Genomic DNA, 26960 nt, shown 5'->3' with positions numbered 1-26960 from the left:
TCGGCCAATCGGGACCATCGAAAAGTACTCGTTTTCTCCCAATTGGGGATGCATCAGCACCTTATTCCCTTAACCCTGGCAGAAGTACAACTGTATAATAACGCTGTGGCGCACGAACTGCACCCATCTTTCCACCCTTGTGCAAGTTTACCATGACCGATCTCTTCTCCGACCAGGCCGAAAAGCAACTGCAACGGGAAGCGCCGCTGGCCTCCCGCATGCGGCCCGATTCGCTGGAGGGTTTCCTGGGCCAGCAGGGGCTGGTCGGCCGGGGACGCCTCCTGAGCGAGTCCATCGAGCGGGACACGCCCTTTTCGATGATCCTGTGGGGGCCGCCCGGGTCGGGCAAGACCACCCTCGCCTTCATCATCGCCCGCGCCACGGATTCGCATTTCGTCGCGTTGAGCGCCGTGAGCGCCGGCGTAAAGGACCTGCACAAGGCGACCGCCGAGGCCCGTGACCGGCTGGGCATGCACGGCAAGCGGACCATCCTGTTCATCGACGAGATCCACCGCTTCAACAAGCTGCAGCAGGACGCCGTGCTGCCGACCGTGGAGAACGGCACGCTGACCCTCATCGGCGCGACCACGGAGAACCCCTCCTTCGAGGTCAACAACGCCCTGCTGTCCCGCTGCCGGGTACTCCGCCTGGAGCCGCTTTCGGAGGAGGATCTGCAAAGGATCGTTCGCAACGCGCTGGAGGACGAAGAACGCGGACTGGGCTGGCGGAACATCGAGATGGATGACGAGGCGGCCGCCCACCTGGCTTCCGTGGCCGGCGGCGACGCCCGGATCGCCCTGAACACCCTGGAAGTGGCGGCCATGACCACGCCGCGCGGCGACGGGAGTCTGATCCGGCTGACCGTGAAGGAGATCGACGAAGCCCTGCAGCACCGGTCGCCGCAGTACGACAAGGGCGGGGACTGGCACTTCGACGCCATTTCGGCCCTGCACAAGAGCGTGCGGGACTCCGATCCGGACGGCGCCCTCTACTGGCTGGCCCGGATGCTCATCGCCGGCGACGATCCCCTGTACATCGCGCGCCGGATCATCCGCATGTCCGTGGAGGACATCGGGCTGGCCGACCCCTTCGCCCTGACCTTGTCCACCTCGGCCCAGCAGGCCGTCCATTTCGTGGGCCAGCCCGAAGGCGACCTGATGCTCGCCCACGCAGTGGTGTACCTGGCCACCGCGCCGAAGAGCAACGCGGTCTACGCGGCCTTTTCGAAGGCGCGGCAGGACGCGGAACAGACGAGCGACGAACCCGTACCCATGCACCTGCGCAACGCGCCGACCCGCCTGATGAAGGAAATGGGCCACGGCAAGGGATACAAGTACGCCCACGACTACGACGGGGCGTCCGTGGATCAGGAGCATCTGCCCGAGTCCATCAAGGGGCACCGCTACTACGAACCCACCGACCGGGGCCGCGAAGAGAAGATCCGTGTGTGGATGGAAAAGATGCGGAAGGTCAGGGACGGCGGCTGACGGGCCGGTCCGCCCGGTCCTCGCGCGACCGGTACAAACTCTGTTACGCGATCGCCTTGCGGTAACAGTAGTCGAAGAGGAGTTCCCATTCGCGCTGCTGGATGCCGCGGCAGAGATCTCCGGCCGGGACGCCGCCCACGTTGGCACCTTCACACAAATCGATGAAAGCGTAAGGATCCCAGGAGGACTGGGACATGAGGTACGCTGCCTCGCCCGGCAGGTTGTCCGTACCGGACGCGATGGTCGCCGCCTCGTCTCTCAACTCGGGGTAGACATCGTGGTCGCCGACGCGCCCGAACCAGTACTTCCCGTTGGGATAATCCGGTTCGCGGCGGTGCATGATGCCGTGCCAGTAGCTGCCCGTGGGCGTGGTGATCTGCTGGCTGATGGTGTGCGAGGTGACCAGGAAGTCGTGGTACAGCCACAGGGCGGACCGGCATCCCTCGGCCATCATCCGGTCACTGATGCGGTTCGGCGCGAAAGCCTCGTCCAGGTCCAGGGCTTCCAGGCCCGCTTTCGCCGAACCGTTTTCTTCGCCCGGGTCCAGCGCCATGATGCGGGGCGTCTTGAGCAGTGCCGCGAAAACGGATCCGTAGGCGGCGGGGTCGAAGGCAGACATGATCGGTCCTTTCGTGATGCAGGTGCGAAACAGATCGCGGGGTCACGAGGTCAGGGAAGCGCAGGTCCCGGTGTCGCGGGCTTCGGCGGGCACCGGCCCCGGTTTCACGGGGTCCCGGCGGACGCCGCTTTCCCTTTTTTAAGCACCTCGTTCATGCTCCCGGTGCGGTATCCTTCCAGGTCCAGCGTGACGTAGTCGTAGCCGATTTCCTTCAAGTACGCCGCGATTTCGTCGTGGTGCTCGATTACCTTCGCGAGATCGGCGCGCTCCGTCTCGATGCGGGCCATGTTTCGGTGGTGCCGCACCCGGAACTGCCGCAGACCCAGGCCGCGGATGAAGGCTTCGGCCCGGCCGACCTGTTCGAGTGCTTCGATCGTGATCGGGTCGCCGTAGGGGAAGCGGGACGACAGGCAGGCCAGGGACGGCTTGTCCGCAGTGGGCAGTCCGAGCTTCTCCGACAATGCGCGGACATCGGCCTTGGTGAAGCCGGCGTCCTTCAACGGGCTGCGCACGCCGTGTTCCCGGATGGCCAGCATGCCGGGCCGGAAATCGCTGATGTCGTCCACGATGCTGCCTTCGCAGATGAAGGCGGCGTCTTCTTCCCGGGCGATCACCTCGAGGCGCGAATACAATTCATCCCGGCAGAAATAACACCTTCGCGGGTTGTTCTGCATGTACTCCGCGTTGTGGATTTCCTCCGTGTCCACGTAGCGGTGGCGGGCGCCCATCCATTCGGCCAGTTCGGCGGCCTCGTTCTTCTCCTCTTCGGGCAGCGACTCGGACACGCCGGTCACACCCAGGGCGCGGTCCTCCAGCACGTCTGAGGCCACCTTCAGCAGCAGCGTGCTGTCCACGCCGGCGGAGTAGGCCACCAGGACGCTGCCCATGGCGCGCAGATCATCCCGGAGCGATTGGTACTTTTCGTCCAGCGTGGAGGCCTGGTTCCGGCTCACGTCCTGTTCCCCGATAGAACCCGGTTTAATGGAAGGCGGGCACCGGTATCGATCTCGGCGGAAACGCCTTCACGGCACGCGCCGGCAAGGGAACACCCACCATGATTTCGCTTGACAGAAAGGGGGTTCCGCCGCAATTTAACACGTCTGTTTTTAGTAAGTTAAAGATAGGGCGGATACGGATTCGAGACAACGGTTTTTTGCGGTAAATCGCCGTGAACGAAGGGGCCGGGAGGTCCTTGCATCCCTGCGTCCCTGCAGTCACGCGAAGGAGCATGATCAGGCATGAACCTGGAAGAACGGACGCAATCCATCGCATCGGCGGGAAATGGTTCGGAAAACGGATCGAGCGAACCGACCCGGCTGTACAGCGGCATCCAGCCCACCGGCGACATCCACATCGGGAACTACCTGGGCGCCGTGGCCAACTGGGCCAAGCTCATCCCAAAGTACGACTGCATCTACTGCGTCGTGGACTACCACGCCATCACCATCGAATACGACCCGGACACCATGCGGGAAGCCGTGCTGGACACGGCCACGATGGGCATCGCCTGCGGCCTCGACCCGGAACACTGCACCTTCTTCGTGCAGTCCCACGTATCCGAAACCATGGAGCTGGCCTGGATCTTCAGCACGGTCACCGCACTGGGCGCCCTGGAACGGATGACCCAGTTCAAGGACAAGGCCGCCCAGCACAAGCAGAACATCAACGCGGGCCTGTTCACCTACCCCGTGCTCCAGGCGGCGGACATCCTGGGCGTGAAGGCCGACGGCGTGCCCGTGGGCGACGACCAGTCCCAGCACCTCGAGCTGACGCGCGAGATCGCCCGGCGGTTCAACCACCTGTACGGCCCGGTGTTCCCCGAGGCCAGGACGCTTTACAGCCCCGCGCCTCGCATCCTCGGCCTGGACGGCCAGTCCAAGATGAGCAAGAGCCAGGACAACTACATCGCGATGAAGGACCGGAGCGATACGGTCAGGAAGAAGCTCAGCACCGCTTATACCGACCCGAACCGGCTGCGGAGATCGGACCCCGGCAACCCGGACATCTGCAACATCTTCACGCTGCACAAGTCCTTCTCCAGTCCCGACGAAGTGGCGGCCATCGATACGGAATGCCGGAGCGCGGGCATCGGCTGCGTCGACTGCAAGAAGAAGCTGGGCGACAACATGGAAACCGCGATGACGCCGATCCAGGACAAGTACGAAGACCTGACCGGCCGGCCCGACGACGTGCGGGACGCCCTCGCCACGGGCGCCGACCGCGTAAGGACGCTGACGTCGGACACCATGACGGAAGTCCGGGAAAACCTGGGATTGCGGTAGGCCGGGGTCACCCGAGGCAACCAGTGTTCCCTGTAGACACTATGTATCTACACCGGATGGAACCCCTTGCCCTTCACCGCGTTCATTACAACGTGATGGTATATCCTCCCCGCCCATAAGAATCATGCATGGATATTTACTCGAAAGAATACGCCCACCATTCCCGGCTCCTGGGACGGACCGTAACCTTTCGCCGCAGTACGGCCAAGAACCTCCTGATCGCCTTCGCGGCCGCCGGGCTGCTCCATAGCCTTTTCCTGGTGGTCCTCCTGGCCACCGGCCTGCTCGAAGACAAGAACATGATCGAGCTCACCCTCGCGCCCTATGAGCGCCTGGAGCAGCTCGAACAGGCCTACATGGAAATGCAGAACCCGCCGACCCTGGTCGACGTGCCGGAAGAAGCGCGCGTGGAGGAACCCCCGGACGACCCCGACGCCGACGTGGCGGACAAGAACGCCGCCGCGAGCGACCTGATGGAGGATACGGAGCTGCCCGAGGGGCTGGCTTATTCTGAGGGCGACCTGGAAATCAGGACGATGGAGGATTCCGAAGAAGAGGAAGATCAACAGCACGACCCCTTCGCCGGCGGCGTACCGCTCACCCCCCGGGCGGGCGGCATCGAGGACTTCAACGAACTGGTAGACCCGCCGATGTGGACCTCCGACATGATCATCCGGCCCGAATACCGGGGAAGGGGAGGACGGGAAGGCCGCGGTGAAGGCGGGATGGAAGGGGAGGTCATTGCATCGGCGCCCCGGCCTACCGGTCCGGAAGCCCCGGTCTTCATTCCCCAGGACGACCTGAACGAACTGGCCCAGGAATCCCGGCAACCCGCGTACGAGCGGCACCGGCGCTTCGGATTCGGATTCGGCAGTACCGGACCGCGGGTGCCCAGGACGGATAACCGCCACACCTCGGTCAGGGATTACGGCGATTTCTCGCTCAGCACCTACGCCTGGGACTACGCGCCTTACCTGTACATCCTCCGCGAAAGGGTAAGACGGCGCTGGTTCGCCCCGGAGGCCTTCAACCTCGGCCTGGTGAGCGGGCGGGTCATCATCAGGTTCAAGATCATGCCCGACGGCGCGCTGCGCGATCTCGAGGTCCTGTCCTACCGGGACAACGACATCCCCTACCAGTCCCTCGTGGCTTCGAGCCGCAACGCCATCGAGTCGGCCAGCCCCTTCCCTCCGCTTCCCGCCGATTTCCTCCATCCATTCCTGGAAATCACCGGCACCTTCTACTACCAGATCCTGCGTGCGAGGTAAATGAGGTCAACGTTGCAAGCGCAAATCGGTAGACTGGTCGATTCGAAGGCGTTTCAGCACACCGTACTCGGGGTGATCACGGCGGCCGCCATCCTGGTGGGGCTGGAAACCTCGCGGGAAATGGTAGCCCGGTACGGCGTCTGGCTGCACCGGCTCGATCAGCTGGTCCTGCTGTTCTTCATCGTGGAAGCCGTGCTGAAGATGGCGCGCCACGGCCGTCACTGGTACCGGTATTTCGGCGACCGCTGGAATGTGTTCGATTTCCTCATCGTGGTGGCCTGCCTGATGCCCGCGGGTGGACAGTACGCGGCGGTGCTGCGCCTGGCCCGGGTGCTCCGGGCGCTGCGGCTGGTGACCGCGGTGCCGAAACTGCAACTGCTGGTCAACTCGCTGCTCAAGTCGGTCACGTCGCTGGGATACGTCGGCCTCCTGCTGGCCGTGCTGTTCTACGTCTACGCGGTGCTGGGCGTCTACCTCTTCCGCGGCAACGATCCGGTGCACTTCCAGGACCTGGCGACGGCGCTGCTGACCCTCTTCCGGGTCGTGACCCTGGAGGATTGGACCGACGTGATGTATATCCAGATGTACGGCAGCGACGCTTATCCGAACTACGCGGATTTCGCCCAGGCCCACCTCCGCGAGGCCTCCCGGGCCATGCCCTTCCTCGGCGCCGCCTTCTTCGTTTCCTTCGTGATGCTCGGCACCATGATCATGCTGAACCTCTTCATCGGGGTCATCATCAACTCCATGTCCGAGGCCCAGGCCGACCGGGAGTCGGAGGAAAGGCGCAGGCACCTGGAGCGGGACGGCCGGATCAGCGTGGGGGATGAAATCGGGTTGATCGAGGAAGAGATCCAGAAACTGTCGAGACGGCTCAAGTCTCTGCGCGGCCGGACGGATGCGGACAGTGGGGATAGTTGACGCGTGCCGGCGATGGCCGGTATTCAGATCTGCTCGCCGCCTTCCGGCCCGTAGAAGATGACCCAGGTGGTCATCGACTCGCCGAAATCGAGGAACCGGTGATCTACGCCCGCGGGCACGAAAAAGAAATCCCCGGCCTCGAAAGTCACCAACTCTCCCCCCATTTCGAACTTTCCCTTCCCTTCGACGATCACGTAGCACTCGTCACGGTCGTGCGGTTTCTGATCGTCCACGTCTCGGGGCATGTACAACTCGATCTGCAGTTCGCCGCGCTCCAGGGCGACGTGGAACCGGTCCCCGTTCGGGGCGGGAATCTTCGCGGCGGCTTCCGCGGGGGTGATGCGCTTGCAGGTGTGTCTTTGCATGTTCCTCCTTCAACCAGGTAAAGTGTATTTTGAGTTGAATTCCGCTTACCTTCGTTGGACCCATTCAACACATGGTGGCATGTAATGTCCCAAGGTACCGAAGTGACCTGCAAATGGCCACGAATTTGTACTATGGAATTAGCAAAAGGAGTCGCCGTTGACACCTACCTGATACCCTATTAACTTGATCCAGTGCTACTTATATTTTGATCTATTTCCAATAACGAATAATGCACCCTATGCCCACCCACCCCACGCAGGCCGACATCACTAAAGCACGCCAGTTCCTCAATCAGCACCTGTCTCCGACGCCCATGTATCGGTCCGCCGCGTTCAGCGAGATGCTGGGGATGGAACTCCACATTAAGTACGAAAACTTCCAGCCCATCCGCTCCTTCAAGGTGAGGGGCGGATTGTACACCATGTCCCTGCTCGACGATGAGCAGCGGGCGAGGGGGGTCACCACGGCGTCCACCGGCAACCACGGCCAGGGCATTGCCTACGGCGGCGGCGTGATGGGCGTTCCCGTCACGGTGGTCGTACCCCACGGAACGCCGGTGGTGAAGAGCGATGCCATCCGCCGGCTCGGCGCGGAGCTGGTCGTCCACGGGGAAACGATTGCCGACGGATTCGCGCGGTCGCGGGAGATCGCGGAAGAGACCGGCATGGTGTACATCGAAGACGGGGAGGACTTCGGCCTTATGGCGGGCGCGGGCACCATCGGCCTGGAGATCGTGGAGGACCTGCCGGACGTGGACGCGGTAGTGCTGCCCGTGGGCGGCGGCAACCTGATCGCGGGCGTGGGCACGGCCATCAAGGCCACCCATCCGGACGTTCGTCTCATCGGCGTCCAGGCGTCCAACGCGCCGTCGGTGTACCGGTCCTGGCAGGAAGGCCGGACTGTGACCACAGCGACCTGCGACACCTTTGCCGGGGGACTGGCGACGACCTATCCGGGCGGCCTGGCCTTCGATGTCCTGAAAGACCGGGTCGACGAAATGCATCTCGTCACCGAAGAAGAAATGAAGCGGGCGATCCCCGTCGTCCTCGAACACACCGGGTTTGTCGCGGAAGGCGCCGCCGCGGCGGTGTTTGCCCTGTGCATGCGCGAGGCGGCGGCGTGGCGGGGCCGGTGCGTCGCCGCGCTGTTCAGCGGCGGCAATCTCGGGATGGACGGCGTGCGGGAGATGGTCCACAACCTGAACGAGAAGGAGTGACGCGGAAATGAACGTAGCGCAGGCGGTTGCCCACGTATTGAAGCAGGAAGGCGTCGAATACCTCTTCGCGTACCCGGTCAACCCACTGATCGAAAGCGCCGCGGAACTGGACATCCGCACGGTGATCGTCCGCCAGGAGCGGATCGGCCTCCACATGGCCGATGCCATGAGCCGGCTGACGTCCGGCCGCAAGATCGGGGTGTTCTGCATGCAAAGCGGGCCGGGCACGGAGAACGCCTACGGCGGTGTGGCACAGGCCTTCGGAGAATCGGTGCCCATTGTTGTGCTCCCCATGGGGTACCGGAGGAGTGTCGCCCAGTTGTCGCCGAATTTCCACGCCTATCTCAACTTCCAGCACATCACCAAGTCCTGTGAATACCTGGTGCTCCCCGAGACCGTATCGGAGGTCATGAGGCGGGCCTTCACGCAGGTAAAAAACGGTCGGCCCGGCCCGGCGCTGGTGGAGTTCCCGACCGACCTGCTCGGTGAAGAGGTGCCCGGGCCCTTCGACTACCGGCCGACGCCGTCCGTGCGCGTCGGACCCGATCCGGACGCGGTGCGCGAAGCCGCCGAGGCCCTGGTTGCGGCGGAGCGGCCGGTCATCTACGCCGGGCAGGGGGTGCACTACGCAGAGGCGTGGTCCGAGCTGAAACAACTGGCCGAGCTGCTCGAGGCGCCGGTTACCACCAGCCTGGACGGCAAGAGCGCCTTCCCCGAAAACCACCCGCTTTCCCTGGGAAACGGGGGCCGATCGATGCCGGAGCCTGTGCACGTCTTCGTACAGAACGCCGACGTGATCTTCGGCATCGGGTGCAGCTTCACCCGGACGAATTTCGGCCTGACCATGCCGGAGGGAAAGACCTACATCCACGCCACGCTGGATCCCGGCGACATCAACAAGGACGTGGCGTGCCACTATCCGATCGTGGGCGATGCCACGCTCACTCTCCGGGCCCTCATCGACGAGGTTTCTGACCGGTTGAAAAACAAGCCGCGCGGCCGGTACGAAGGGATCGTGAGCGAAATCCAGGCGATCAGGCAGCGCTGGATGAACGCCTGGATGCCGAAACTCAGGGATTCCTCCACGCCTTTCTCGCCCTATCGGGTCATCAGCGACATGATCGACACCGTCGACATCGACAGGACGATCATCACCCACGACGCGGGCAGTCCGCGCGACCAGTTGACCCCCTTCTGGCCCTCGACCACGCCCCTGAGTTACATCGGCTGGGGCAAGACCACCCAGCTCGGCTACGGACTCGGGCTGGCCATGGGCGCGAAACTGGCCCACCCGGACAGGCTCTGCATCAACGTGTGGGGCGACGCGGCCATCGGGTTCACGGGCATGGATTTCGAGACGGCCGTGCGCGAGCGCATCCCCATCCTCTCCGTGCTGTTCAACAACCACTCCATGGCCATCGAGATTCCCGTCATGCCTACGTCGCAGGCGAAGTACGGAGCGACCGATATTTCGGGGAACTATGCCCTGATGGCGGAGGCCTTCGGCGGCTATGGGGAGCGGGTCGAGTCTCCCGACGAGATCATCCCGGCGCTGAAGCGGGGGATTAGAAAGACGGAGGAAGGCGTGCCGGCGCTGCTGGAGTTCATGACCAGCAAAGAAATCGACTTCTCCTTCTTCTAACGGCTGGCGGCGCCGTGTCCGGGCACGCCGCGCACCGCGTGCCGCTCGGCCTACCGGTCGAAACGATCCGCCAGGAACGGTGCCATGGCTGTGGGCACCGCGCCGTGCTCCAGGTGGTCCGCGATGAGCCGGCCGGTTATCGGGGCGAGGAGAATGCCGTTGCGGAAGTGGCCCGTGGCGAGGACGAGGCGTTCCAGGCCCGTCGGGCCGAGTATGGGTTTGCCGTCCTTCGACATGGGACGCAGTCCCGCCCAGGTTTCCACGACCGGCGCTTCCGCCAGTCCGGGCGCCATGCGCAGCCCCTCCCTGATCACATTGGACACGCCGCCCGCGGTCACGCTGGCGTCGAACCCGGTCTTCTCCACCGTGGCGCCCATCAGCACGCGTCCATCCCTGCGGGGTACGAGGTACAGTTCCAGGCCGTAGACGACGCGGCCCAGGGGCGGGACGCCGCGCCCGTCGACGCAGACCATCTGGCCCCGTACGGGCTGGACCGGCGGCGGCGGGCCCGGGATCCACTTCAGTAAGCCGGACCAGGCGCCGGCCGCGACAACCACGTGTTCCGCTCCGATGCGTTCGCCGGGGACGACGACGCCGGCCGCCCGGTTCCTGCGTACGATCAGGTCGACGACCGGGTTCCCGATTCGGAATACCGCTCCACGGGCCCGGACGGCGGCGACCAGGGCCTGGACCAGCCGCCGGTTCTCCACCTGGTGCATCCTCTCGAAGAGCAGGCCGCACCGTGTCTCGGGCGACAGCATGGGCTCGAGCGTGCGGACCTCCTCGCCGGTGAGCTGCTCGACCGGGAGCCCTAGATCCTGCTGGTGGCGGTATCGCTGGTCCAGCTCTTCGGATTCCTCGTCGTCGAAGGCGACCTGCAGACCCGCTTCGGTCCGGTACTCGACATCGATGCCGGTTTCCTCGAGCAGCGCGGCGGACCAGTCGGTATACATATCCAGACCCGCCAGGCACAGGTGGAGATAGTCCCGGTCAACGGGGCGGGCGCCCTGCGGCGCAAGCACACCGGCTGCGGCCCAGGAAGCTTCCTTGCCCGGCTCGCCCGGATCCACAAGGGTAACGCGTGTTCCGCGGCGCAGCAGTTCGTGGGCGATGGAGAGTCCGATCACGCCCGCGCCTACTATTAAAACGTCCGTTTTCATGGAGAAGGGCCCGGGGGGGGGGTATCCCAATTCAAAATAATATGTTGATTTTTATTTCAATCAACATTGACAATATATTAAATCCGCTTTCAAACAATATAGCCCGGCGAGGTTATGCATCGCGCCGTAAGCGGGACCGGTCAGGCTCAACGCGCCGCTATCCGATTTCGCCCGGAGCCACGGCCCGGTGTTCCGCCATGGACAGATAGCCTGCGTTGACCAGCTGAAGCGTCTTGAGGTTGTCTCGCCCGTTGGTCTCGGGAAGCCGGTCCTGTTCGATGGCGGACATCAGTTCCCCCATGGTGCCGATGAAGGAGTCGGGTATCCACCGCTCTTCGAACCGGTGATGGATGGTGTTGCCGGCATCGAACTTCCGACTGGACCAGGCTAGCGTATCGGGCCGGCCGTGGGGATAGTCGTACAGCAGGCCAAATGTCCCCGCGGCGTATCCTTCCGTCCCGTCAATGCGCAGCGTCGCGAAGTTCTCTTCCGTCCAGTTGTTGTGGTTGACGGACACCAGGGCGCTGAAAGTGTCCGAGTACTCAAACACCGTAATCGTCCGTGTTTCTCCGGTCGCCACATGCCCGGGATAGGAGGCGCCGGACGACCAGACGCGCACGGGGTCTCCGAAAAGGGAACGCATGCTGTCGAAGTAATGAATACTGTGGAACATCAGGTCGAGCCCCCCGGCCTCGAGGACCCAGGGCCAGGCCCGCCATTCGGTCAGGATGCTCACGTCGATCACGGCCGAAGCGGGTTCGCCCAGCAACCCTCGGTTCAGCAGCGTCCTGGACGCCCTCACCGCCTGGTCCCACCGCATCTGCTGGTTCACGGCCAGTGTCACGCCGCGCTCCTCCGCCATCTCGACGATCTCAACGGCTTCGGCGTATACGTTTGAAAGCGGTTTCTGGCACAGCAGATGCTTGCCGGCCGCCGTCGCCTTCCGGACGAGTTCCTTCTGGTTCCAGGGCGGGACGGCGATGTCCACGATCTCGACTGCGGGGTCGTCGAGCAGCGACTCCACGGTGGGAAATACCTTCGGCACTTCGAAATCACTGGCGGTTCGGTTCGCCTTGTCGACGTCCTTGTCCGTCAAGCCGATCACGTTGAACCCCGCCTTCCGGTAGGCAGGGAGGTGCGCGGCGTTTACGATTCCACCCGCCCCGATGATGCCGATGCCATAGTCCGTTTTCGTGCCCAGTACAGGGCGGTATTCCAGATCCAGGTTCATCTCGCCTACCTCCTTGTTTCGGGTTCATCGGAAACGCAGACATTATACCGCCGCGCGGGCAGACCCGACAGGAAAAACGCTTCGAATCATCTGGCCCTGAAGAGCCTTCCGGTATATCATGCACAACCACGGATTCAGAATCACATTACGGATCCGGATCGAATTTCAATGCCTCAACATCACAAAGCCTTTTCACCACCGCAGGTCCTTTCATGAGCCCGGACAAGCACTTCATAGCGAGCGTCCTGCGCCGCAAGCCGTACATGGCCGCGATCGCGGTCCTTACGGCAGCCGCGGCGGCGATGACGCAGATGCCCCTCGTGGATGACCTCGGTTTCGAGTTCGCCTTCTTCACCGCCGCCATCGCCACCTTCGCCACGGGCGTGATGACCGTCCATCTCGTAAACGGCTGGCGAAGGGACGGTTTGCGAACAGACGGCACGCGCAATACCCACCATTCGGCGCTACTCGCCTTGCTCTTCGGGCTTTCCCTTTCGACACTCCTGCTGCCGATGGTCGTAATGTTCGTCAAAAGCTGGATAAGCGGTTTCTGCAACGTGCCCGAGGGACTTGCGTTCTACCTGCTGCTTCCCGGCATCAGCGTCCTGTGGGCCACCGCCGTCGCGTTGGTCTGCGCGCTGTCCGCGGAACGAAGACGGCACGCCACGCTCCTTTTTCTCGGCGTCATGTTCGTTTCCGTCGGCATCAGCCTGTTTCGTCTGGCCACCAACCCGCCCGTATTCGCCTACAACCCGATCATCGGGTATTTTCCCGGACCGATTTACGATGAAGTGGTGGTCATCACCTCGACGCTGCTTGCAGCGCGGGCGATCGTGCTCGTCAGCGTCCTCGCGATGGTCGCCGGCCTTTGCGCCTGTTTCGATCCGTCGGCCCGGAAGATCCGTCCCTCGCTGTTATGGAAGATTCGCGGCGGAAGTCCGAGCGGTGGTTCGGCCGGCGGGAGTGCCGCGACCGGCATGACCATGCGCATCCTGTTCCTGGTTTCGGTGGTCGTGCTGGCGGTGGCCTACGTCTACCGGGCGCCCCTGGGCATCGTGATCGACCGGGCGCATATCCAGCAGACCCTGGGGGGCCACCGGCAGACGGCCCACTTCGACATCTTCTATGATTCGAACTCCATATCGGCCTGGAACATCGATCTCATCGCCCGGGATCACGAGTACCAGCTCGACCGGGTCATCACCTACCTTGACGTGCCGGCCCCTCGGGCGCGCATCGCGTCTTACATCTATGGCAGCGCGGACCAGAAGAAGCGGCTCATGGGCGCCCGGCATACGTCCATCGAACGACCCGGGGCGGATGAAATGCACCTTAACAACGCGTCGTTTCCCCATCCCGTGCTGAGACATGAACTGGTGCACGTCATGTCCGCCGCTTTCGGGAACGCGCTGTTCGGAGGCAGTTACTGGATAGGGTTCCACGAGGGTCTGGCGGAGGCGGTGGACTGGCAGGACACCCCCATGAACCCGCACGAGTGGAGCCGGGCCATGCGCGAACTCGGCCTTGCGCCTTCCCTGGAGAACCTGCTGAGCATGACGGGATTCTGGACGGCCGCGTCCTCGCGCAGCTACACGCTGTGCGGATCTTTCGTTCGCTTCCTGATCGAACGCTATGGCCTGCCCGCCTTCAAGCAGGCCTTTCCGGACGGCGCCGTCGAGGCGTCCTACGGCCGGTCACCGGCGGAACTGATCGCCGAGTGGGAAACCTTCGTGGACGGCATCACTTTGCGTGAAGATCAGCTCCGAATCGCCCGCCAGCGGTTCATTCGTCCCGCCATCTTCAGCCGGCACTGTCCTCACGAAGTGGCCGCGCTGAACGACCGGGCCTGGCAGGCCTACAATGGACAACGCTATGGGGATGCTGTGCGCGATTTCGACCGCGTGCTTGCGCTGGAGTCCGAGAACCCATCGGCCCTGAGAGGTTTGCTGTACGGGATATACCGGCAGGGGGATTACGAAAGGATAGAGTCGGTCGCCCAGCGGATCGAACGACCGGACCAGACCGTCGGACTGCTGGCGGACACCCAGTTGGTCCGCGGAGATACGGCGTGGAAGACCGGGAGGATGGACGATGCCCGGCGCAGTTACGAAGCGGTCGTGGGCCTGCAGGCGTCGGAAGCCATGTCGCGCGCCGCGTCCATCCGGCTGGAGGTGCTCGACCGGGAGCCGATCCGGGATACGATCATGACCTACCTGACTGCCGTGACCGGCCACTGGCGCCTGGTCCTGTCCGTCCGGGACGCGGGCGATCTCGCGCCCGATTACGGGACGGGCCACTACCTCCTGGGCCGCTGGCTGTTCCTCTCAGGATCCTATGAAGAGGCGCTGACGTATCTGGCGAAAGCGGATGTGATCGGACTCCCGGACGATGTCGTGCGGCAGGAAAGCCTGCGACTGGAAGCCATGGCCCACTTCTACCTGGAGCGCTACGATCAGTCGGCCGAAGCCTTCGGACGCATGGCGGCGTTGGTGGGCTCGGGCGGCGTGGCCAGGACGGCGGAAGCCTGGATAGACCGATGCCGGTGGTATCAGCAGAACGGATCGGACGGGCCAGCCAGCCAGGCAAACCGGGCACGGTAGGTCCCGGCGTCGATGGCTATCACGTATCTGTTATGGCGGCTGCAAGGTCGCGGCCAGTGGCTGTCGTGTAAAGCATAGAGGACTACCACCCCGATATGGACTGGTTCAGGATCTCGTCGGCCATTTTATCGATGGCGGTCGTGAGGGCCGGCTCGCGGTCGGATTCCGTACCGGTATCGATGGCGTAGTCGCCAAAGGCACGCAACTGCCTTTCCTCCCAGATCACTTCCTTCTTGTCCACGGTTTCGAAACGGACGTCCACGACGATCCATAGTCGGACTTCCCGGGCCACCGTTCCCGCGGAGAACGCCACGGACTCCTCCTGCAAATCGGTGATCACGCCGATGATCGCCGCGTCCGCCTGCCGCAGATCCACGATCCTAAATTCACCATTGGTGAGAAACCGTTCGATCACCTCGTCCGTCAGCGTCTCCTGAATACCGGTCTCCACGGTGGTATTGTCGAACAGCGGTATGACGATGTTACGAATGTCCCCGGCGCGCGATCCCTGCGAAGTGGAATAGTAGCACGCCGTAACCACCATGCAGGCGGAAAGCAACGGGATCAGGAAGACGGCGGGGTGTCGTCGTGTTTTTCGATTAATCATGCTCTTCTCCATACTTACTCTGCGTGTTTAATGGTACGCGTGGCGCCCTGGTACGCGCGGCGCGGGCGCAGTCGTACGCATTTTAAGCACGCTTAATTATACACGCGGTCCAGGTCGATGCCGCGATAGTAGTGTTTCAGGATCCGGTCGTACTTGTATCCCTGGCCGGCCATCCCGATAGCGCCCATCTGGCACATGCCGATGCCATGGCCATAGCCGCCGCCTTCCGCCACGACGGTGTTCTGCCTGAACCTCAGATCGAACTTCGTGCTGCGTAGCATCGGCTGGCCCCGGACAGGCCGGCGCAATGCGGAACGTATCTGCCCGCTGCGCAGTGTCGTCGTCCCGTGATTCGATTTGATCTCGAGCAGTTGAACGCGCCCGGTCGGCGATCGACTTTTGATGGATATACTGCGTAGTGAAAACTCACCCCGCTTGCGTGGGTCCAGCCCGGGAAGCCTCGTCGCCAGGATGTTCTCCAGCGTATTCTTGTTCCACTCCACGCGCCATGTATAGACGGGCGAATGGTTGCAGAAGTCGCCGCTTCCGCGGTCCCGGTCCCGCACGGAACGCAGGTATGGAATGGGATTGCCCCCCCAGGCGTCCTCGATGGATTCGGTTTCGCCCGCGCAGGTCGAGGAGTACTGGGCAGCGATCGGTTTGCCTTCGTACATAGCGATCACGCCGCGGGTCTCCGATATCGCCCGGTCGGCGACGGGCCATTCCGCGCTGTAGCCGCGGTATACCTGGTCGGCCACGGTACCGTACAGATCGAATCCCAGGGCCTTGCGTCTGCCCAGGTTCGCCACCGTGTACGTCCGGGCCGCAATGGCCTGGGCCTTCAACGCCTCGATGCGGTCTTCCTTGAGCTTGCCGATTTCCGGGGGGACGACCCCGCGCAGGTAGTTCTCCACGTCGAGGATGTTCACGACGGTCAACTTGCCGGTCTTGTTCGAAACCACCTCCATCGATCCGCGGTACTCCCGGTCCGCGGCATTGATCCGTCCTTCCCGTGCGAGCGGGTTCACCTGGATCGGACCGGTATAGAGTCCCTGGGCCGCGCCGCCTGGAGCGGACACGTCGATCCACGCGCCTTTCGCCTGCATTCGCCAGATCTGCCCGGAAGAGGATGTGCCGATCACTTCGCCGCTGGCCCGGTCCACGACGCGAAAGCGGCCTGTGCCGGTCAGGTTTGCCGAATCCCGGTTCACCAGCAAGCCGATTCGGATCATCGGAAGCTGGCCGGGCTTGAACGCCCCCGATGTCGGCGCGGTCTCGGAAGGAGCCGGCCGCGCGGTCCGATCAGATGGAAGCGGCCTGCCGGCGCATCCCAGGATCACCAGGGACAACACCAGGGACGGCCACCACGCGACCCACGCGGGGACCGGAAATTGAGCCGGCCACCACGCGGACTGTACGGGTCTTCCATGTTCCGGCACGAGGTCAGGCATGGTACCGGCGCGGTCTGTCACGATGCCGGCCGGGATCCGGTCTTCGATGTGCTGCCTGAATATCGTGCTGAAGCCCATCACGAACTTCCCTCTCCATGCTGCCTGTGCGTGCTACATCATCCGGGCAGGCAGATCTTGCCCAGCACCGCGGGCCGGTCCGCGCCCGTCGCTCCCTGAAGACTGCCCGGCCGACCCCGGACCGTCCGGTCGGCGAGTACTGCAAAGGCCACGGCTTCCTTGGCGTCCGAAGACAGGCCGTGATCATCTGAAGTGGATACCTCGACAGGCGCCAGCACCCGGGCGAGTCGCTCGAGCAGAAATCCGTTTCTGGCACCGCCGCCACTCACGATCAATTCGTCCAGGCGGGAGACGACGGGAATGACGAACCGTCGACAGGCGTCCTCAATGGAACGAACGGTGATTTCCGTGGCGGTCGCAAGCAGATCCTCGCTGCTGAGCCCGGCCTCCCGCCCCGCGCGGACCAGATCCGATGCACAGCGGTCTCCGAACAGTTCCCGGCCCGTGGACTTTGGCGGAGGCCGCTCGAAATAGGGCATGGCCAGCACGCCCGCCACCAGGTTCTCGGCGGGCCTTCCGCGCCGAGCAGCCGCGCCGTCCGCATCCATGTCGCGTCCCAGTTCCGTTTTGGCGACGGCATCGATCAGCATGTTGGCCGGGCCCGTATCGAAAGCCAGCACGTCTTCGGGTTTAGGGTCCGCGGGCAGCACAGTGAGATTCGCGATCCCCCCCAGGTTCAGGAGTCCCCGGGCCTTTTCGGAATGCCTGAAGAGAAGGTAGTCCACATAGGGCACAAGCGGAGCGCCCTGACCGCCCCGGGCCACGTCCGCCGCCCGGAAGTCGCCGACTGTCACCACGCCGGTTCGCTGCGCGATCACCGAAGGATCGCCGATCTGCAGCGTCGCCCCGGTTTCCACGCCGAATCTGTTTTCCCTGTCGGGGAGATGCTGGACGGTCTGGCCGTGGGAACCGATCAGATCGATTTCCTCCATGGTTAGTCCGGCGGAATCAGCAACGATGACAGCCGCCCTGGCAAAGAGTTCCCCCAGCTCGAAATGCAGCCGGCCGAGCTCGTCGATCCTGCCGGTCTTCGAATCGGAGACTTCCATCAATCGATCGCGCAAGCCCGATGGAAAGGCCACCGTATCGAAGCCCAGCACGTCGAGGGAAAGCCCGTCGTCCTTTTCGCCCAGCCGTATCACGGCCGCGTCGATCCCATCGGCGGACGTTCCCGACATCAGTCCGATGATCCGGCGGTCCTGTGTGGTCTGGAATCCCGATAACACGACAGTGCTGCCTCGCGCGGCTGATTGTGCAACTTGCCACCAGGTCATCTCGATCGCCGAATTCGCTGCTGAAATATGACCCGCCGTCCTTCGGTTGTCAAGCCGGTTGGCGCGGCACGCGGCGACCGTTGGCGCGGCCTTCGGCAGCTATTGGTGCGGCCTTTGGCGGCCGTTGGGCATCGGCGCGGCATTCGAAAATCGTTGCGTCTACGCGCCTGGAATCTATTATATCGAATATATCAACAAACCGTACAACCCGGGGGTAATGTGGTCCGCCTGGCTGCGTGGCCGGTTGGTCCGGCTGGTCTTGACCGGCAAGACTGGACTTGAACGGTACGGTTGTTCCGTCTGACTGGTCCTGTTGACTGCGCATCCGTATGGTCCGTCAGGCCTTGACCGGCACGGTTGACTCGTCTAACCGCACGGCCGATTGGTCTGCCTAATCCGGGACGGGACCATCCCTATTCACCAAGTAAAGCGAGGATACTCATGAGGACATCGACCTGGATCCGGTGGGTCGTTTTTTCGGCCGTTGGAATCTCGATTGCGCTGTTGAACAGTCCTGCCACGGCCCAGAACCACGCACCGAATCCGTATACCACCGTAGAAGGCATCTGGGGCAAGCTGGGCGGGGACAGGACCTGGGGCTCCACGAGTGCGGTCTTCCCGGCCCAGGACGGCAGTGGGAATATCTGGGTCGCGGAACGATGCGGCCAGAACTCCTGCGTCGGCAGAGAGGACGTGCCGCCGATCCTGCTCTTCGACAGCGACGGCAATCTCCTTAAAAGCTTCGGCGCGGGCATGTTCGTCTGGCCCCACGGCATCTTCGTGGACTCGGAGAACAACGTCTGGGTGACGGACGCGCGGGGCGGTGTAGGTATCGGCCACCAGGTCCACAAGTTCAGCGAGGACGGGGAGTTGCTGATGAGCCTGGGTATCGCCGGAGTCGCGGGCGAAGGGGACGGCATCTTCAACCAGCCCTCCGACGTCCTGGTGGCGCCTGACGGGAGCATATTCGTGGCGGACGGTCACGGTTCCCGCGGCAATAACCGCATCGTCAAGCTGGCGCCGAACGGATCGTTCATCAAGGCCTGGGGCGGAACGGGACAGGCGGCCGGCCAGTTTCGGGATCCCCATGCTCTGGCCATGGACTCCGAGGGCCGGCTCTACGTCGGCGACCGGGGCAACGCCCGGCTCCAGATCTTCGACCAGGAAGGCGAATACATCGCCACCTGGACCCAGTTCGGCCGGCCGAGCGGCCTCTTCATCGATGCCAACGACGTGCTTTATAGTGCCGACTCGGAGTCGAATGCGACCTGGGGAGCCAACCCCGGCTGGAAGCGGGGCATCCGCATCGGCAGCATCCGGGACGGCGGCTTCATATCGGCCTTCATCCCCGATCCCGTGGTGGACGCCGATAACGCCGGGACGACCGGCGCGGAAGGCGTCGCCGTGGATGCGATGGGGAACGTGTACGGCGCGGAGGTCGGTCCCCGCATGTTGAGGAAGTACGTCATCACCGGGGAATAGGCGGCTGAAGGGCAAGGCCAGCAACAAGCAACATTAGAAGGCGCGGATCGTGTATTGAGCAACACACAGGGTCCGCGCCTTTTGCTATTCCGGTGATCAGGAGCTGGATGCTGCCGGTCCGCCCGCACCACTCGCACCGTCCGTACCACTCGCACCGTCCGCACCACTCGCTCCACTCCCACCACACGCTCCCGCAGAATCTTCGACGCCGGCGATGGCCGATCTGAAATGGTTGATGGCACGCTCGAATTTCTCGAGGCAACCGGGATTGCAGAACCCCACAACGTGTCCTTCAATTTCCGTCAGTGAATCGGCCTGCACTGGATCGCCGGACCAGGGGCAGGTCTGATTGATGCAATCGGCGATGTCGAGAACGGGCATCGTCATTCCTCCTCGTAAATCGCCTCGCCGCGGTTCAGCCGAAGCGCGATCTGCGCGGTCTGGTTGAGCGCACGCTGCGTTGGGGCGTGGGCGGCGAGATACCGGGCCGTGGCGATCAACACGTGGTCGGCCTCGGCGCGTCCCTTCAGTTCCTCGTATTGCCGGATGCCGGCCTCGAGCATCTGGAAGCTGTGGAACTCGGCATCCTCCCGCAACAGCGAGATCGCCAGCGTGCGGAACAGCCGGTCCACCGGGTGCCCGTCGGCCAGGTAGCGATAGACTAGCCTGGCAGCCGGTTCCACCTGCTGCTGCGTGTCCAATTCGGTCAGGAACGCGTCGAGTATCTCGTCGGTCTCGCCGGCCAGTTCGGCCGTGGCCCTTTCGCCCGGCAACCGCGCGGGCGGGACGTTGAGGAAACGGTCCAGGTACACGGCCATGGCGCCGTGGAAGACGCCACGGATCAGTTCCGGCGAACCCGTCCGCTTCAGGGCCTGGTGCAGGGCGTTCGCGTAGGTGAAGGTGTGCAACACCGTGATCCAGTCGTTGAACTCGTTCTGCGTGTGGAACCGGGCGATGCGCAGCGCGGCGGCATAGGTGACCGCCTGGCTGAGTTGCAGCGGCGTCATGCCGTCATGCAGGCGGGCCAGCATGGTGTCCACCGTGGCCTGGGGATCGTCCCCGAGGATCACTTCGGCCAGTTCACCGGGACCGTCCCACGCGTAGCCGTTGGACGTCGATGCCAGCGCGCCGGGCAACGCGGCATTCGCCCCGCGAAGAATGGCGGCCAGGTCGACGGGATGGCGCCAGGCGTTCCGCTCCTCGCTGCGCGCTGCGGCGCAAAGCTGACCGACCGTGCTGGGCAGCACTTCATCGGCGTGCTCCCAACCAATGTGGTCCAGCAGTTCCGTGGACTTGTTGATAAAATCCGCGACGTGCCCGCCGTCCAGGAACACGTGGTCCGTGGCGGCGCTCATCATCATGTCCACCAGCAGCGCGGGTTCGCTGTCCATGGACACGGCCGTAAGCAGGCACCGGGTGGCGCCTTCGGAGTCGCGCACCTCGACGAAGCGGCGGAACCAGCGCTTCAATTGATCGAACGACAGATTCTCCGTATCCAACGGTTGCAGGTCGAATCGCGGCGGCTGCCCATTACTGTCCCGGGCGACGTGCGTCAGACCCTGGTAGAGCGGAAGGATCTGCTCGTCTCGAGGCAGATAGCCGCACAGGTTCGTCATCGCGGTCAGGATGGTCAGGCCGGGTCCCCATCCGGACGACCGGTACCGCACGCCGTACCGGCCGCCGGTCTCGGCGATATCCTTGAAGGACACCCCCGATTTCAGCAGGGCAATCACGGCCTTGGCGTTGACCAGCGAGATGTTCTGCTCCAGGCCTTCCCGCAGCCGGTTGCGCCAGTACTCCGCGTCGCCCGACTGGTCCCGCGACCCCGAAACCCATACATCCCCGTTCCGGGTCTCGACCGCGTACACCGGCACGTCGTCCGCGAAGAGATCGAAGGTGCAGCCGCTCTCCAGGTCGAAGTCCGCGTGGTGCCAGTGGCAGGTCAGAATGCCGTCCTTGATCGTGCCGCGGTGCAGCGGAAAGCCCATGTGGGGACAGCGGTTGTCCACGGCGTGCACCTGCCCGTCACCGTGGTGGAACACGGCGATCGGACCGTCGTGCCCGTTGACGACGATGCTGCCCTTTTCCTTCAGTTCGTCCATCGATGCGACCCGGATCGGGTCGCGCAGGGCTGTTTTCGGGGTGCTGTTCATGATGATGCTCCTCAGGCTGCAGATCGATGATCGTGCATTGTATCTGAATGGAATATACGTATTACCATTCAATATAGGCACTCCAAACCAATAAATCAATATTATAATTTATATTATATATTTATTTTTTATTGTTCCATATTTGGGATAGCACGTTACAATAGACTGAGATGCACGCGTAACTGTCACCGGATCTGTATTGAATCTACATTGGATAACCAGCCGCTTCGTTCGCGGAGAAGAAACATGCCACACGCTGAAAGCACCACCCGCCGTCAGATCCTGGAGTTGCTCAAACGCAAGGGCGAAATGACGGCCGGTCAACTCGCCCGGGAGATCGGGATCACTTCGATGGGCGTTCGCCAGCACCTCAGCGGCCTGGAACGCGACGACCTGGTCGAGACGCGGGTCGTGCGGCAGGACCGGGGAAGGCCCGCCCATTATTTCGTACTGACGAATGCTGCGGAGCGCCTGTTCCCGGTACGGTACGGCCAACTCGCGGTTGAACTGCTCGAGCAGATCGCCGAAACCGACGGACCGGAGAAGGTCGACAGCCTTTTCGCCTCGCGCACGGAGCGACTTGAAGCGGAATACAAACAACAGATGGCCGGGAAGCCCCTCCCGGAACAGGTGCGCGTTCTCGCTGAAATCCGGGACCGGGAGGGATACATGGCCGAATCCCACGCGGACGACGATGAGTTCATCCTGGTGGAACACCACTGCCCGATCTACGAAATAGCGCGCCGTTTCCCGAAGGTCTGCCAGTTCGAACAGGAATTGTTCGAACGTACGCTCGATGCCGGGGTGCACAGGGACGAGCACAAGATAGCCGGAGACGACCGCTGCCGGTATCTGGTACGGAAACGAGACTGACGGCCGGTTCATTACTTCTGATCTATCTGGTCCGCCCGGTCCGACAACGAGACTGACGGCCGGCTTTGCGTCTTTTTGAATGCAGGACACTTCCCATGAGCAAACCACGTATCTGGTACCTGCCGATGCCATCCCACACCGCCGGCGTCTTCAAGGATGAGACCTACCGACGGTTACTGGCCGGCTTCGACGTGGTGGAGAACGAAACCGACCGCGCGTTGACCGCCGAAGAGGTGGAAGAAGGGATCGCCGGCTTCGACGGACTGGTCACCGGCTGGGGCGTCCTGCCGATCAGCGCAGCCGCACTGCAGTGCGCGGACAAGCTGAGGATCGTCGTCCACTCCGCCGGATCGGTCAAGTACCTGTTCACTTCGGAGATGGTAACCGGCCAACTGTTGCCCAGGGGGATCCGCGTCGTCAGCGCGCGGGGCGCCATCGCCCTCAACGTGGCGGAACACGCGGTCGGCGCGCTGATCATGATGAGCCGCAGGTGGGTCCACGACGCGCTCAATATCCGTAACAGGGGCATGTGGCGGGATCCGGACAAGAACTGGTCGAACCAGTTCCTGCGCGGCGCCACGGTGGGAATCGTCAGCGCCAGCATGGTGGGACGGGAGGTGATCCGGCTGCTCCGGCCTTTCAACGTCCGCATGCTCGTCTACGATCCCTACCTGAGCGATTGGGACGCCGGCCGCATGAACGTGGAACGCTTGGAACTGAACAAGCTGTTCGAGGCATCGGACCTGGTGACCATCCACGCGCCGTCCATCCCGGAGACGGACCGCATGATCGGCGCGGAGCAGCTGCGGATGTTGCGGGACGACGGCGTCCTGGTCAACACCTCGCGGGGCTCCGTCCTGGACCACGACGCGCTGTACGAAGAAGCGAAGACCGGCAGGATCCAGGTCCAGTTGGACGTGACCACGCCCGAACCCCTTCCGCCCGACCACCGATTGCGCGCGCTCCCAAACGTCGTCATCACGCCTCACAGCTCAGGCACCGGCGCTTACGGCCACCTCGAGATCGGCGAGATCACGCTGGGTGCGTTGGAGCACTTCTTCTCGGGACGGGAACCGGTACCGGGAGAGGTGGACCTGGAAAACTGGGCGCAGATTGCGTAGGGGCCTAAACCCGCCGACGCGCCGCCATCACCGTATTCTCCATCAACATGGCCACGGTCATGGGACCGACGCCCCCGATGCGGGGCGTGATCCATCCGGCGACCTCGGCCACGTCCTCGTCCACGTCACTGAGGAGCTTCTTGCCCTTCCGGGTGATGCCGGCTGCCACCACGGCCGCGCCGGGCTTCACCATGTCCTTCGTGATCAGTCCGGGCGATCCCGCGGCGGCTATGATGATATCGGCTTCGCGCAGGTGGGCGGCCATGTCGGGCACGGCCGAATGAAGCACCGTGACCGCCGCGTTGCAGTGGGGTCTTTTCAACGACAGCAGGAGTGCCAGCGGCCGGCCGATGGTCAATCCGCGGCCCACGATCGCCACATTCTTGCCTTCGATGGGCACACCGTAATGGACCAGCAAGGCGAGGATGCCGTTGGGCGTGCAGGGCAGGGGCCCCGGCTTGCCGATCACCAGCCGGCCCAGGTTGATGGGATTGAGCCCGTCCGCGTCCTTGTCCGGCGCCACGGAGAGCAGCGCCTCGTCCTCGTCGAGTCCATCCGGCAGCGGGATCTGCACCAGGATCGCGTCGACCTCCGGATCTTCGTTCATGCGGCCGATGGTCTGCAGCAGTTCTTCCTGTGTAGTGGATGCGGGCAGGTGGGTATGGATGGACCGGATGCCGATCTCCTCGCACGCCCGGTGCTTCATGGAGATATAGGTCGCGCTGGGCCCGTCGTCCCCGACCAGGATCGTCGCCAGGCCAGGCACCACGCCCCGCTCCCGCATTTTAGCCGTTTCATTCGCGAGCCTAGCCTGCATCTCGTCGGCCAGCTTGCGGCCGCTCATGATGACCGGGCCTTCACCGGAACTCATTGGCTTTCCCCTACTCGATCCCCGCGGCCTTCTTCGCTACATCCATACACCGCAACAGGTCGTATCCGCGGAATATGGTGATCTTCTGCGCCTCGAGCGAGCCCTCGGCATGGATGGCCAGCAGCTCGTGGTACCCGCCGAAATCCGACGCCGTGAGGTCGCGGATGAGATTGATGGCCTTCATCCGGTCCATGGTCGGCACACCCTTGCGGCCGCCCAGGTAACGCTCCAGGTCTTCCTTCGTTTCTTCGTTGTGCCAGTCCGCTTCCGACGGGCCCGTGACCAGCAGGGCCCCGGCGATGTCCTGCACGTCCCGCACGGCCTCGTGGTAGTTGTTGGCGAAATGGTACTTGGCGATGTTGGTCGTGAGCGTGTGCGGCACCGCGATGCCGTCCACCACCTTGCAGTCCATGGCGGCCGCGCGGGTCAGGGCGCGGACCGTCTCCGTGTAGGTGATGAGCCGCGTGGCTTTGTCACGGATGTGGCTGGCCTTCTCCACCCCGTTGTACACGGCGATCAGCGAGGCCGCGCCGATGAAGAGGTCGAGGAGCGGCGGCTTGTAGGACACGGCCGTGAACCGGTGGAACTCCACGAAGGCGTTGGCCAGCACCCCGGCGAAGTCCCACTCGCCGGCCAGGAAGACCCGCTCGTTCGGGACGAAGACGTCGTCGAACACGGTCAGGGTTTCCACCAGGTGGTGCTTCGAGCTGACCGGGTGGTGATAGGTGCTCTCGCCCGAGAACCCGAAAGGACTGGCGATGAGCCGGACCCCCGGGGTGTTGACGGGCACGGCGAAGGCCACGGCGTAGTCGCTGTCCTCTTCCGAGATGGCCCGTGTGGGCAGCACGACCACTTCGTCCACGAAGGCGGTCCCCGTGGTATGGGCCTTGGCGCCCCGGACGACGATGCCGTCGGGACGGCGTTCCACGATCCGCACGTAGTAGTCCGGATGGGTCTGCTGGGACGGAAGGCGGCTGCGGTCCCCCTTGGCGTCCGTCTGGGCCACGGCCATGCTCAGGTCGCGGTCGCGGCATTCGGCATGGTAGTTCTTCACGCGATCCAGGTACCCGGTGCCGTATTTCTCGTCGATCTGCCGCGCGACGAGCCGGAGCGAGAACAGGGCGTCCGTGCCGATCTCCTTGATGAGCAGGACCACCCCGCTGCCCTCGCGGGTGCTCGTCTCGATCATCTCCCGGCGCTTCAGCAGGTCCTCCGTGTTGGCCGGCGGGATGAAGTAGCGGCTGACGCGGTCACCCGTCTCAGGACAGATCGCCGTGAACAGGTCCCGGTGCGCTTCGTCCTCGGCGAGGTGATAGTCCAGCGCCGTGTGCTCGGCGCCCAAGCGCAGTTCCGGGTGCTCCATGAGGTCCGGCACCCGCTCGCCGCGAAAGTAGATCGTCCTTCCGTCCCGCAATCCTTCCAGGTATTGTTCAGCCGTTCTCAAACCCATTTTCGGTCTCCGGTCAGTTTCATGATTTCAATCAGGCCGCACTCCAACCCCCGTCGACCATCAACACCGATCCGGTCGTAAAGGATGCCTGGTCGGAAGCCAGGAACAGGATGGCTTGTGCCACTTCTTCAGGCACTCCGAAACGGTCCATGGGGTGCTTTTTCTTCAGCCGTTCGTACATGGCGGCATGAGCCTGTACGGATTCCGTCATAGGGGTATCCACCCAGGCAGGCGCTACGGCGTTGACCCGTATCCCGCGATCTGCGAACTCGACGGCCAGGACACGCGTCAACTGGTCGAGTCCCGCCTTGGAGGCGCCATAGGCCGCCGACTTCTTCATACCCGATTGCGCGAGGATCGAACTTACGTTGACGATACTCCCGGCGCTCCGGGAGACCATCCCCGGCAGGACGGCGCGGATGAGCCGGAACGCTCCCGACAAATTTGTCCCGATAATCTGGTCCCAGATTTCGTCGGTGGTTCTTTCGGCGTCCATCAATGGGCCAGTCCCCGCGTTGTTGACCAGCACGTCGATCTTCCCAAAGGTGGCCGTCGTCTGGTCGACCATTCGCTGGCAATCCGCGGTGATGGATACGTCGCCGGTAACGGCCAAAGCTCGTCCGCCGGTAGACTCTATGGCGGTAACGACTTCATCCAGCGGAGCCTTCCTGCGCCCCGTGACGCAGACGGCCGCGCCTTCCTCGGCAAAGAGCCTCGCCGTAGCGGCCCCGATCCCCGTTCCTCCGCCCGTGACGAGCGCGACGCGCCCTTCCAGTTTCAATGCCGGTTCTCCCAGTTTGCGTTCTCG

General features: G+C 63.5%; 22 protein-coding genes and 1 pseudogene. 10 read left to right on the top strand and 13 right to left on the bottom strand.

The genetic code is table 11. The features are described 5' to 3' along the window. The first annotated feature begins 152 nt into the window (after positions 1-152). Positions 153-1487, top strand: a complete 1335-nt coding sequence (locus F4X08_03260) for a replication-associated recombination protein A (GenBank protein ID MYD24816.1) — start codon at positions 153-155, stop codon at positions 1485-1487. Positions 1488-1530: 43 nt separating this feature from the next. On the opposite strand, the gene F4X08_03255 is transcribed toward F4X08_03260, so the two are convergent. Beyond that, positions 1531-2106 carry a hypothetical protein gene (locus tag F4X08_03255; protein ID MYD24815.1) on the bottom strand — a complete coding sequence of 192 codons (576 nt, stop codon included), beginning with the start codon at positions 2104-2106 and terminating at the stop codon, positions 1531-1533. 104 nt (positions 2107-2210) lie between these two features. After that, on the bottom strand, positions 2211-2993 hold the full coding sequence (gene larE, locus F4X08_03250) for an ATP-dependent sacrificial sulfur transferase LarE (protein ID MYD24814.1): 783 nt from the start codon (positions 2991-2993) through the stop codon (positions 2211-2213). Between the two features lie 351 nt (positions 2994-3344). On the opposite strand from larE, the gene trpS reads away from it, so the two are divergent. The 3 genes from trpS (at position 3345) to F4X08_03235 (ending at position 6577) form a co-directional block, all read left to right on the top strand. Further along, complete coding sequence (gene trpS, locus F4X08_03245) at positions 3345-4388, top strand: tryptophan--tRNA ligase (protein ID MYD24813.1); 1044 nt, start codon at positions 3345-3347, stop codon at positions 4386-4388. Positions 4389-4516: 128 nt separating this feature from the next. Continuing rightward, entirely contained in the window at positions 4517-5656 is a 1140-nt protein-coding gene (locus F4X08_03240) for a TonB C-terminal domain-containing protein (protein ID MYD24812.1), read from the top strand. Further along, positions 5657-6577 carry an ion transporter gene (locus F4X08_03235; GenBank protein ID MYD24811.1) on the top strand — a complete coding sequence of 307 codons (921 nt, stop codon included), beginning with the start codon at positions 5657-5659 and terminating at the stop codon, positions 6575-6577. Positions 6578-6600: 23 nt separating this feature from the next. Here F4X08_03235 and F4X08_03230 read toward each other — a convergent pair whose 3' ends face one another. Beyond that, positions 6601-6942: a cupin domain-containing protein gene (locus tag F4X08_03230; GenBank protein MYD24810.1), complete on the bottom strand. Its 342-nt coding sequence runs from the start codon at positions 6940-6942 to the stop codon at positions 6601-6603. A gap of 230 nt (positions 6943-7172) precedes the next feature. On the opposite strand from F4X08_03230, the gene F4X08_03225 reads away from it, so the two are divergent. Beyond that, positions 7173-8159 carry a threonine/serine dehydratase gene (locus F4X08_03225; protein MYD24809.1) on the top strand — a complete coding sequence of 329 codons (987 nt, stop codon included), beginning with the start codon at positions 7173-7175 and terminating at the stop codon, positions 8157-8159. A 7-nt stretch (positions 8160-8166) separates the two neighbouring features. After that, positions 8167-9801, top strand: coding sequence for a thiamine pyrophosphate-requiring protein (locus F4X08_03220; protein ID MYD24808.1), 1635 nt, complete (start codon positions 8167-8169; stop codon positions 9799-9801). Between the two features lie 50 nt (positions 9802-9851). Here F4X08_03220 and thiO read toward each other — a convergent pair whose 3' ends face one another. Both thiO and F4X08_03210 read right to left on the bottom strand, forming a co-directional pair. Beyond that, positions 9852-10961, bottom strand: coding sequence for a glycine oxidase ThiO (gene thiO, locus F4X08_03215; GenBank protein MYD24807.1), 1110 nt, complete (start codon positions 10959-10961; stop codon positions 9852-9854). A 157-nt stretch (positions 10962-11118) separates the two neighbouring features. After that, positions 11119-12192 carry a Gfo/Idh/MocA family oxidoreductase gene (locus tag F4X08_03210; protein ID MYD24806.1) on the bottom strand — a complete coding sequence of 358 codons (1074 nt, stop codon included), beginning with the start codon at positions 12190-12192 and terminating at the stop codon, positions 11119-11121. 212 nt (positions 12193-12404) lie between these two features. Here F4X08_03210 and F4X08_03205 point away from each other — a divergent pair, with 212 nt between their 5' ends. Next, positions 12405-14792 (top strand): tetratricopeptide repeat protein, encoded by a 2388-nt coding sequence (locus F4X08_03205; protein ID MYD24805.1) that lies wholly within the window; start codon positions 12405-12407, stop codon positions 14790-14792. A gap of 82 nt (positions 14793-14874) precedes the next feature. On the opposite strand, the gene F4X08_03200 is transcribed toward F4X08_03205, so the two are convergent. From F4X08_03200 to F4X08_03190, 3 genes are all read right to left on the bottom strand, one after another. Beyond that, positions 14875-15411 (bottom strand): hypothetical protein, encoded by a 537-nt coding sequence (locus F4X08_03200; GenBank protein ID MYD24804.1) that lies wholly within the window; start codon positions 15409-15411, stop codon positions 14875-14877. 80 nt (positions 15412-15491) lie between these two features. Continuing rightward, on the bottom strand, positions 15492-16928 hold the full coding sequence (locus F4X08_03195; protein ID MYD24803.1) for a SpoIID/LytB domain-containing protein: 1437 nt from the start codon (positions 16926-16928) through the stop codon (positions 15492-15494). A 38-nt stretch (positions 16929-16966) separates the two neighbouring features. Next, complete coding sequence (locus tag F4X08_03190) at positions 16967-18202, bottom strand: anhydro-N-acetylmuramic acid kinase (GenBank protein ID MYD24802.1); 1236 nt, start codon at positions 18200-18202, stop codon at positions 16967-16969. A gap of 441 nt (positions 18203-18643) precedes the next feature. Between F4X08_03190 and F4X08_03185 the strand changes: the two genes are divergently transcribed. Beyond that, the gene (locus F4X08_03185) at positions 18644-19684 is read left to right on the top strand and encodes a hypothetical protein (GenBank protein ID MYD24801.1); all 1041 of its coding nucleotides are present in this window, start codon (positions 18644-18646) and stop codon (positions 19682-19684) included. Positions 19685-19909: 225 nt separating this feature from the next. Here F4X08_03185 and F4X08_03180 read toward each other — a convergent pair. Together F4X08_03180 and F4X08_03175 are read right to left on the bottom strand one after the other, a co-directional pair. Further along, a pseudogene (locus tag F4X08_03180) lies at positions 19910-20071 on the bottom strand (glutathione S-transferase). After that, complete coding sequence (locus F4X08_03175; protein MYD24800.1) at positions 20068-21837, bottom strand: Rieske (2Fe-2S) protein; 1770 nt, start codon at positions 21835-21837, stop codon at positions 20068-20070. The pseudogene F4X08_03180 and the gene F4X08_03175 overlap by 4 nt, the downstream one beginning before the upstream one ends. Positions 21838-22083: 246 nt before the next feature. Here F4X08_03175 and F4X08_03170 point away from each other — a divergent pair, with 246 nt between their 5' ends. Continuing rightward, the gene (locus F4X08_03170; GenBank protein ID MYD24799.1) at positions 22084-22710 is read left to right on the top strand and encodes a transcriptional regulator; all 627 of its coding nucleotides are present in this window, start codon (positions 22084-22086) and stop codon (positions 22708-22710) included. 95 nt (positions 22711-22805) lie between these two features. Beyond that, positions 22806-23831 carry a hydroxyacid dehydrogenase gene (locus F4X08_03165; GenBank protein ID MYD24798.1) on the top strand — a complete coding sequence of 342 codons (1026 nt, stop codon included), beginning with the start codon at positions 22806-22808 and terminating at the stop codon, positions 23829-23831. Positions 23832-23835: 4 nt separating this feature from the next. On the opposite strand, the gene F4X08_03160 is transcribed toward F4X08_03165, so the two are convergent. The 3 genes from F4X08_03160 to F4X08_03150 are packed head-to-tail and all read right to left on the bottom strand — an operon-like array spanning position 23836 to position 26948. Then, positions 23836-24702 (bottom strand): bifunctional 5,10-methylenetetrahydrofolate dehydrogenase/5,10-methenyltetrahydrofolate cyclohydrolase, encoded by an 867-nt coding sequence (locus tag F4X08_03160; protein ID MYD24797.1) that lies wholly within the window; start codon positions 24700-24702, stop codon positions 23836-23838. Between the two features lie 10 nt (positions 24703-24712). Beyond that, positions 24713-26152: a gamma-aminobutyrate dehydratase gene (locus F4X08_03155; protein ID MYD24796.1), complete on the bottom strand. Its 1440-nt coding sequence runs from the start codon at positions 26150-26152 to the stop codon at positions 24713-24715. Between the two features lie 31 nt (positions 26153-26183). Next, a complete protein-coding gene (locus F4X08_03150; GenBank protein ID MYD24795.1) occupies positions 26184-26948 on the bottom strand; it encodes an SDR family oxidoreductase in 765 nt (254 codons plus the stop codon). Positions 26949-26960: the final 12 nt, after the last annotated feature.

Source organism: Gemmatimonadota bacterium (genome assembly GCA_009841265.1).
Classification (GTDB): domain Bacteria; phylum JAAXHH01; class JAAXHH01; order JAAXHH01; family JAAXHH01; genus JAAXHH01.
This window is presented reverse-complemented; position numbering and strand designations above follow the sequence as displayed.

What these genes read in the sequence shown, in the direction of transcription:
- F4X08_03260 (MYD24816.1), top strand. Translation starts at nt 153, where the DNA reads ATGACCGATCTCTTCTCCGACCAGGCCGAAAAGCAACTGCAACGGGAA.
- F4X08_03255 (MYD24815.1), bottom strand. Translation starts at nt 2,106, where the DNA reads ATGTCTGCCTTCGACCCCGCCGCCTACGGATCCGTTTTCGCGGCACTG.
- larE (MYD24814.1), bottom strand. Translation starts at nt 2,993, where the DNA reads ATGGGCAGCGTCCTGGTGGCCTACTCCGCCGGCGTGGACAGCACGCTG.
- trpS (MYD24813.1), top strand. Translation starts at nt 3,345, where the DNA reads ATGAACCTGGAAGAACGGACGCAATCCATCGCATCGGCGGGAAATGGT.
- F4X08_03240 (MYD24812.1), top strand. Translation starts at nt 4,517, where the DNA reads ATGGATATTTACTCGAAAGAATACGCCCACCATTCCCGGCTCCTGGGA.
- F4X08_03235 (MYD24811.1), top strand. Translation starts at nt 5,657, where the DNA reads ATGAGGTCAACGTTGCAAGCGCAAATCGGTAGACTGGTCGATTCGAAG.
- F4X08_03230 (MYD24810.1), bottom strand. Translation starts at nt 6,942, where the DNA reads ATGCAAAGACACACCTGCAAGCGCATCACCCCCGCGGAAGCCGCCGCG.
- F4X08_03225 (MYD24809.1), top strand. Translation starts at nt 7,173, where the DNA reads ATGCACCCTATGCCCACCCACCCCACGCAGGCCGACATCACTAAAGCA.
- F4X08_03220 (MYD24808.1), top strand. Translation starts at nt 8,167, where the DNA reads ATGAACGTAGCGCAGGCGGTTGCCCACGTATTGAAGCAGGAAGGCGTC.
- thiO (MYD24807.1), bottom strand. Translation starts at nt 10,961, where the DNA reads ATGAAAACGGACGTTTTAATAGTAGGCGCGGGCGTGATCGGACTCTCC.
- F4X08_03210 (MYD24806.1), bottom strand. Translation starts at nt 12,192, where the DNA reads ATGAACCTGGATCTGGAATACCGCCCTGTACTGGGCACGAAAACGGAC.
- F4X08_03205 (MYD24805.1), top strand. Translation starts at nt 12,405, where the DNA reads ATGAGCCCGGACAAGCACTTCATAGCGAGCGTCCTGCGCCGCAAGCCG.
- F4X08_03200 (MYD24804.1), bottom strand. Translation starts at nt 15,411, where the DNA reads ATGGAGAAGAGCATGATTAATCGAAAAACACGACGACACCCCGCCGTC.
- F4X08_03195 (MYD24803.1), bottom strand. Translation starts at nt 16,928, where the DNA reads ATGGGCTTCAGCACGATATTCAGGCAGCACATCGAAGACCGGATCCCG.
- F4X08_03190 (MYD24802.1), bottom strand. Translation starts at nt 18,202, where the DNA reads ATGACCTGGTGGCAAGTTGCACAATCAGCCGCGCGAGGCAGCACTGTC.
- F4X08_03185 (MYD24801.1), top strand. Translation starts at nt 18,644, where the DNA reads ATGAGGACATCGACCTGGATCCGGTGGGTCGTTTTTTCGGCCGTTGGA.
- F4X08_03175 (MYD24800.1), bottom strand. Translation starts at nt 21,837, where the DNA reads ATGAACAGCACCCCGAAAACAGCCCTGCGCGACCCGATCCGGGTCGCA.
- F4X08_03170 (MYD24799.1), top strand. Translation starts at nt 22,084, where the DNA reads ATGCCACACGCTGAAAGCACCACCCGCCGTCAGATCCTGGAGTTGCTC.
- F4X08_03165 (MYD24798.1), top strand. Translation starts at nt 22,806, where the DNA reads ATGAGCAAACCACGTATCTGGTACCTGCCGATGCCATCCCACACCGCC.
- F4X08_03160 (MYD24797.1), bottom strand. Translation starts at nt 24,702, where the DNA reads ATGAGTTCCGGTGAAGGCCCGGTCATCATGAGCGGCCGCAAGCTGGCC.
- F4X08_03155 (MYD24796.1), bottom strand. Translation starts at nt 26,152, where the DNA reads ATGGGTTTGAGAACGGCTGAACAATACCTGGAAGGATTGCGGGACGGA.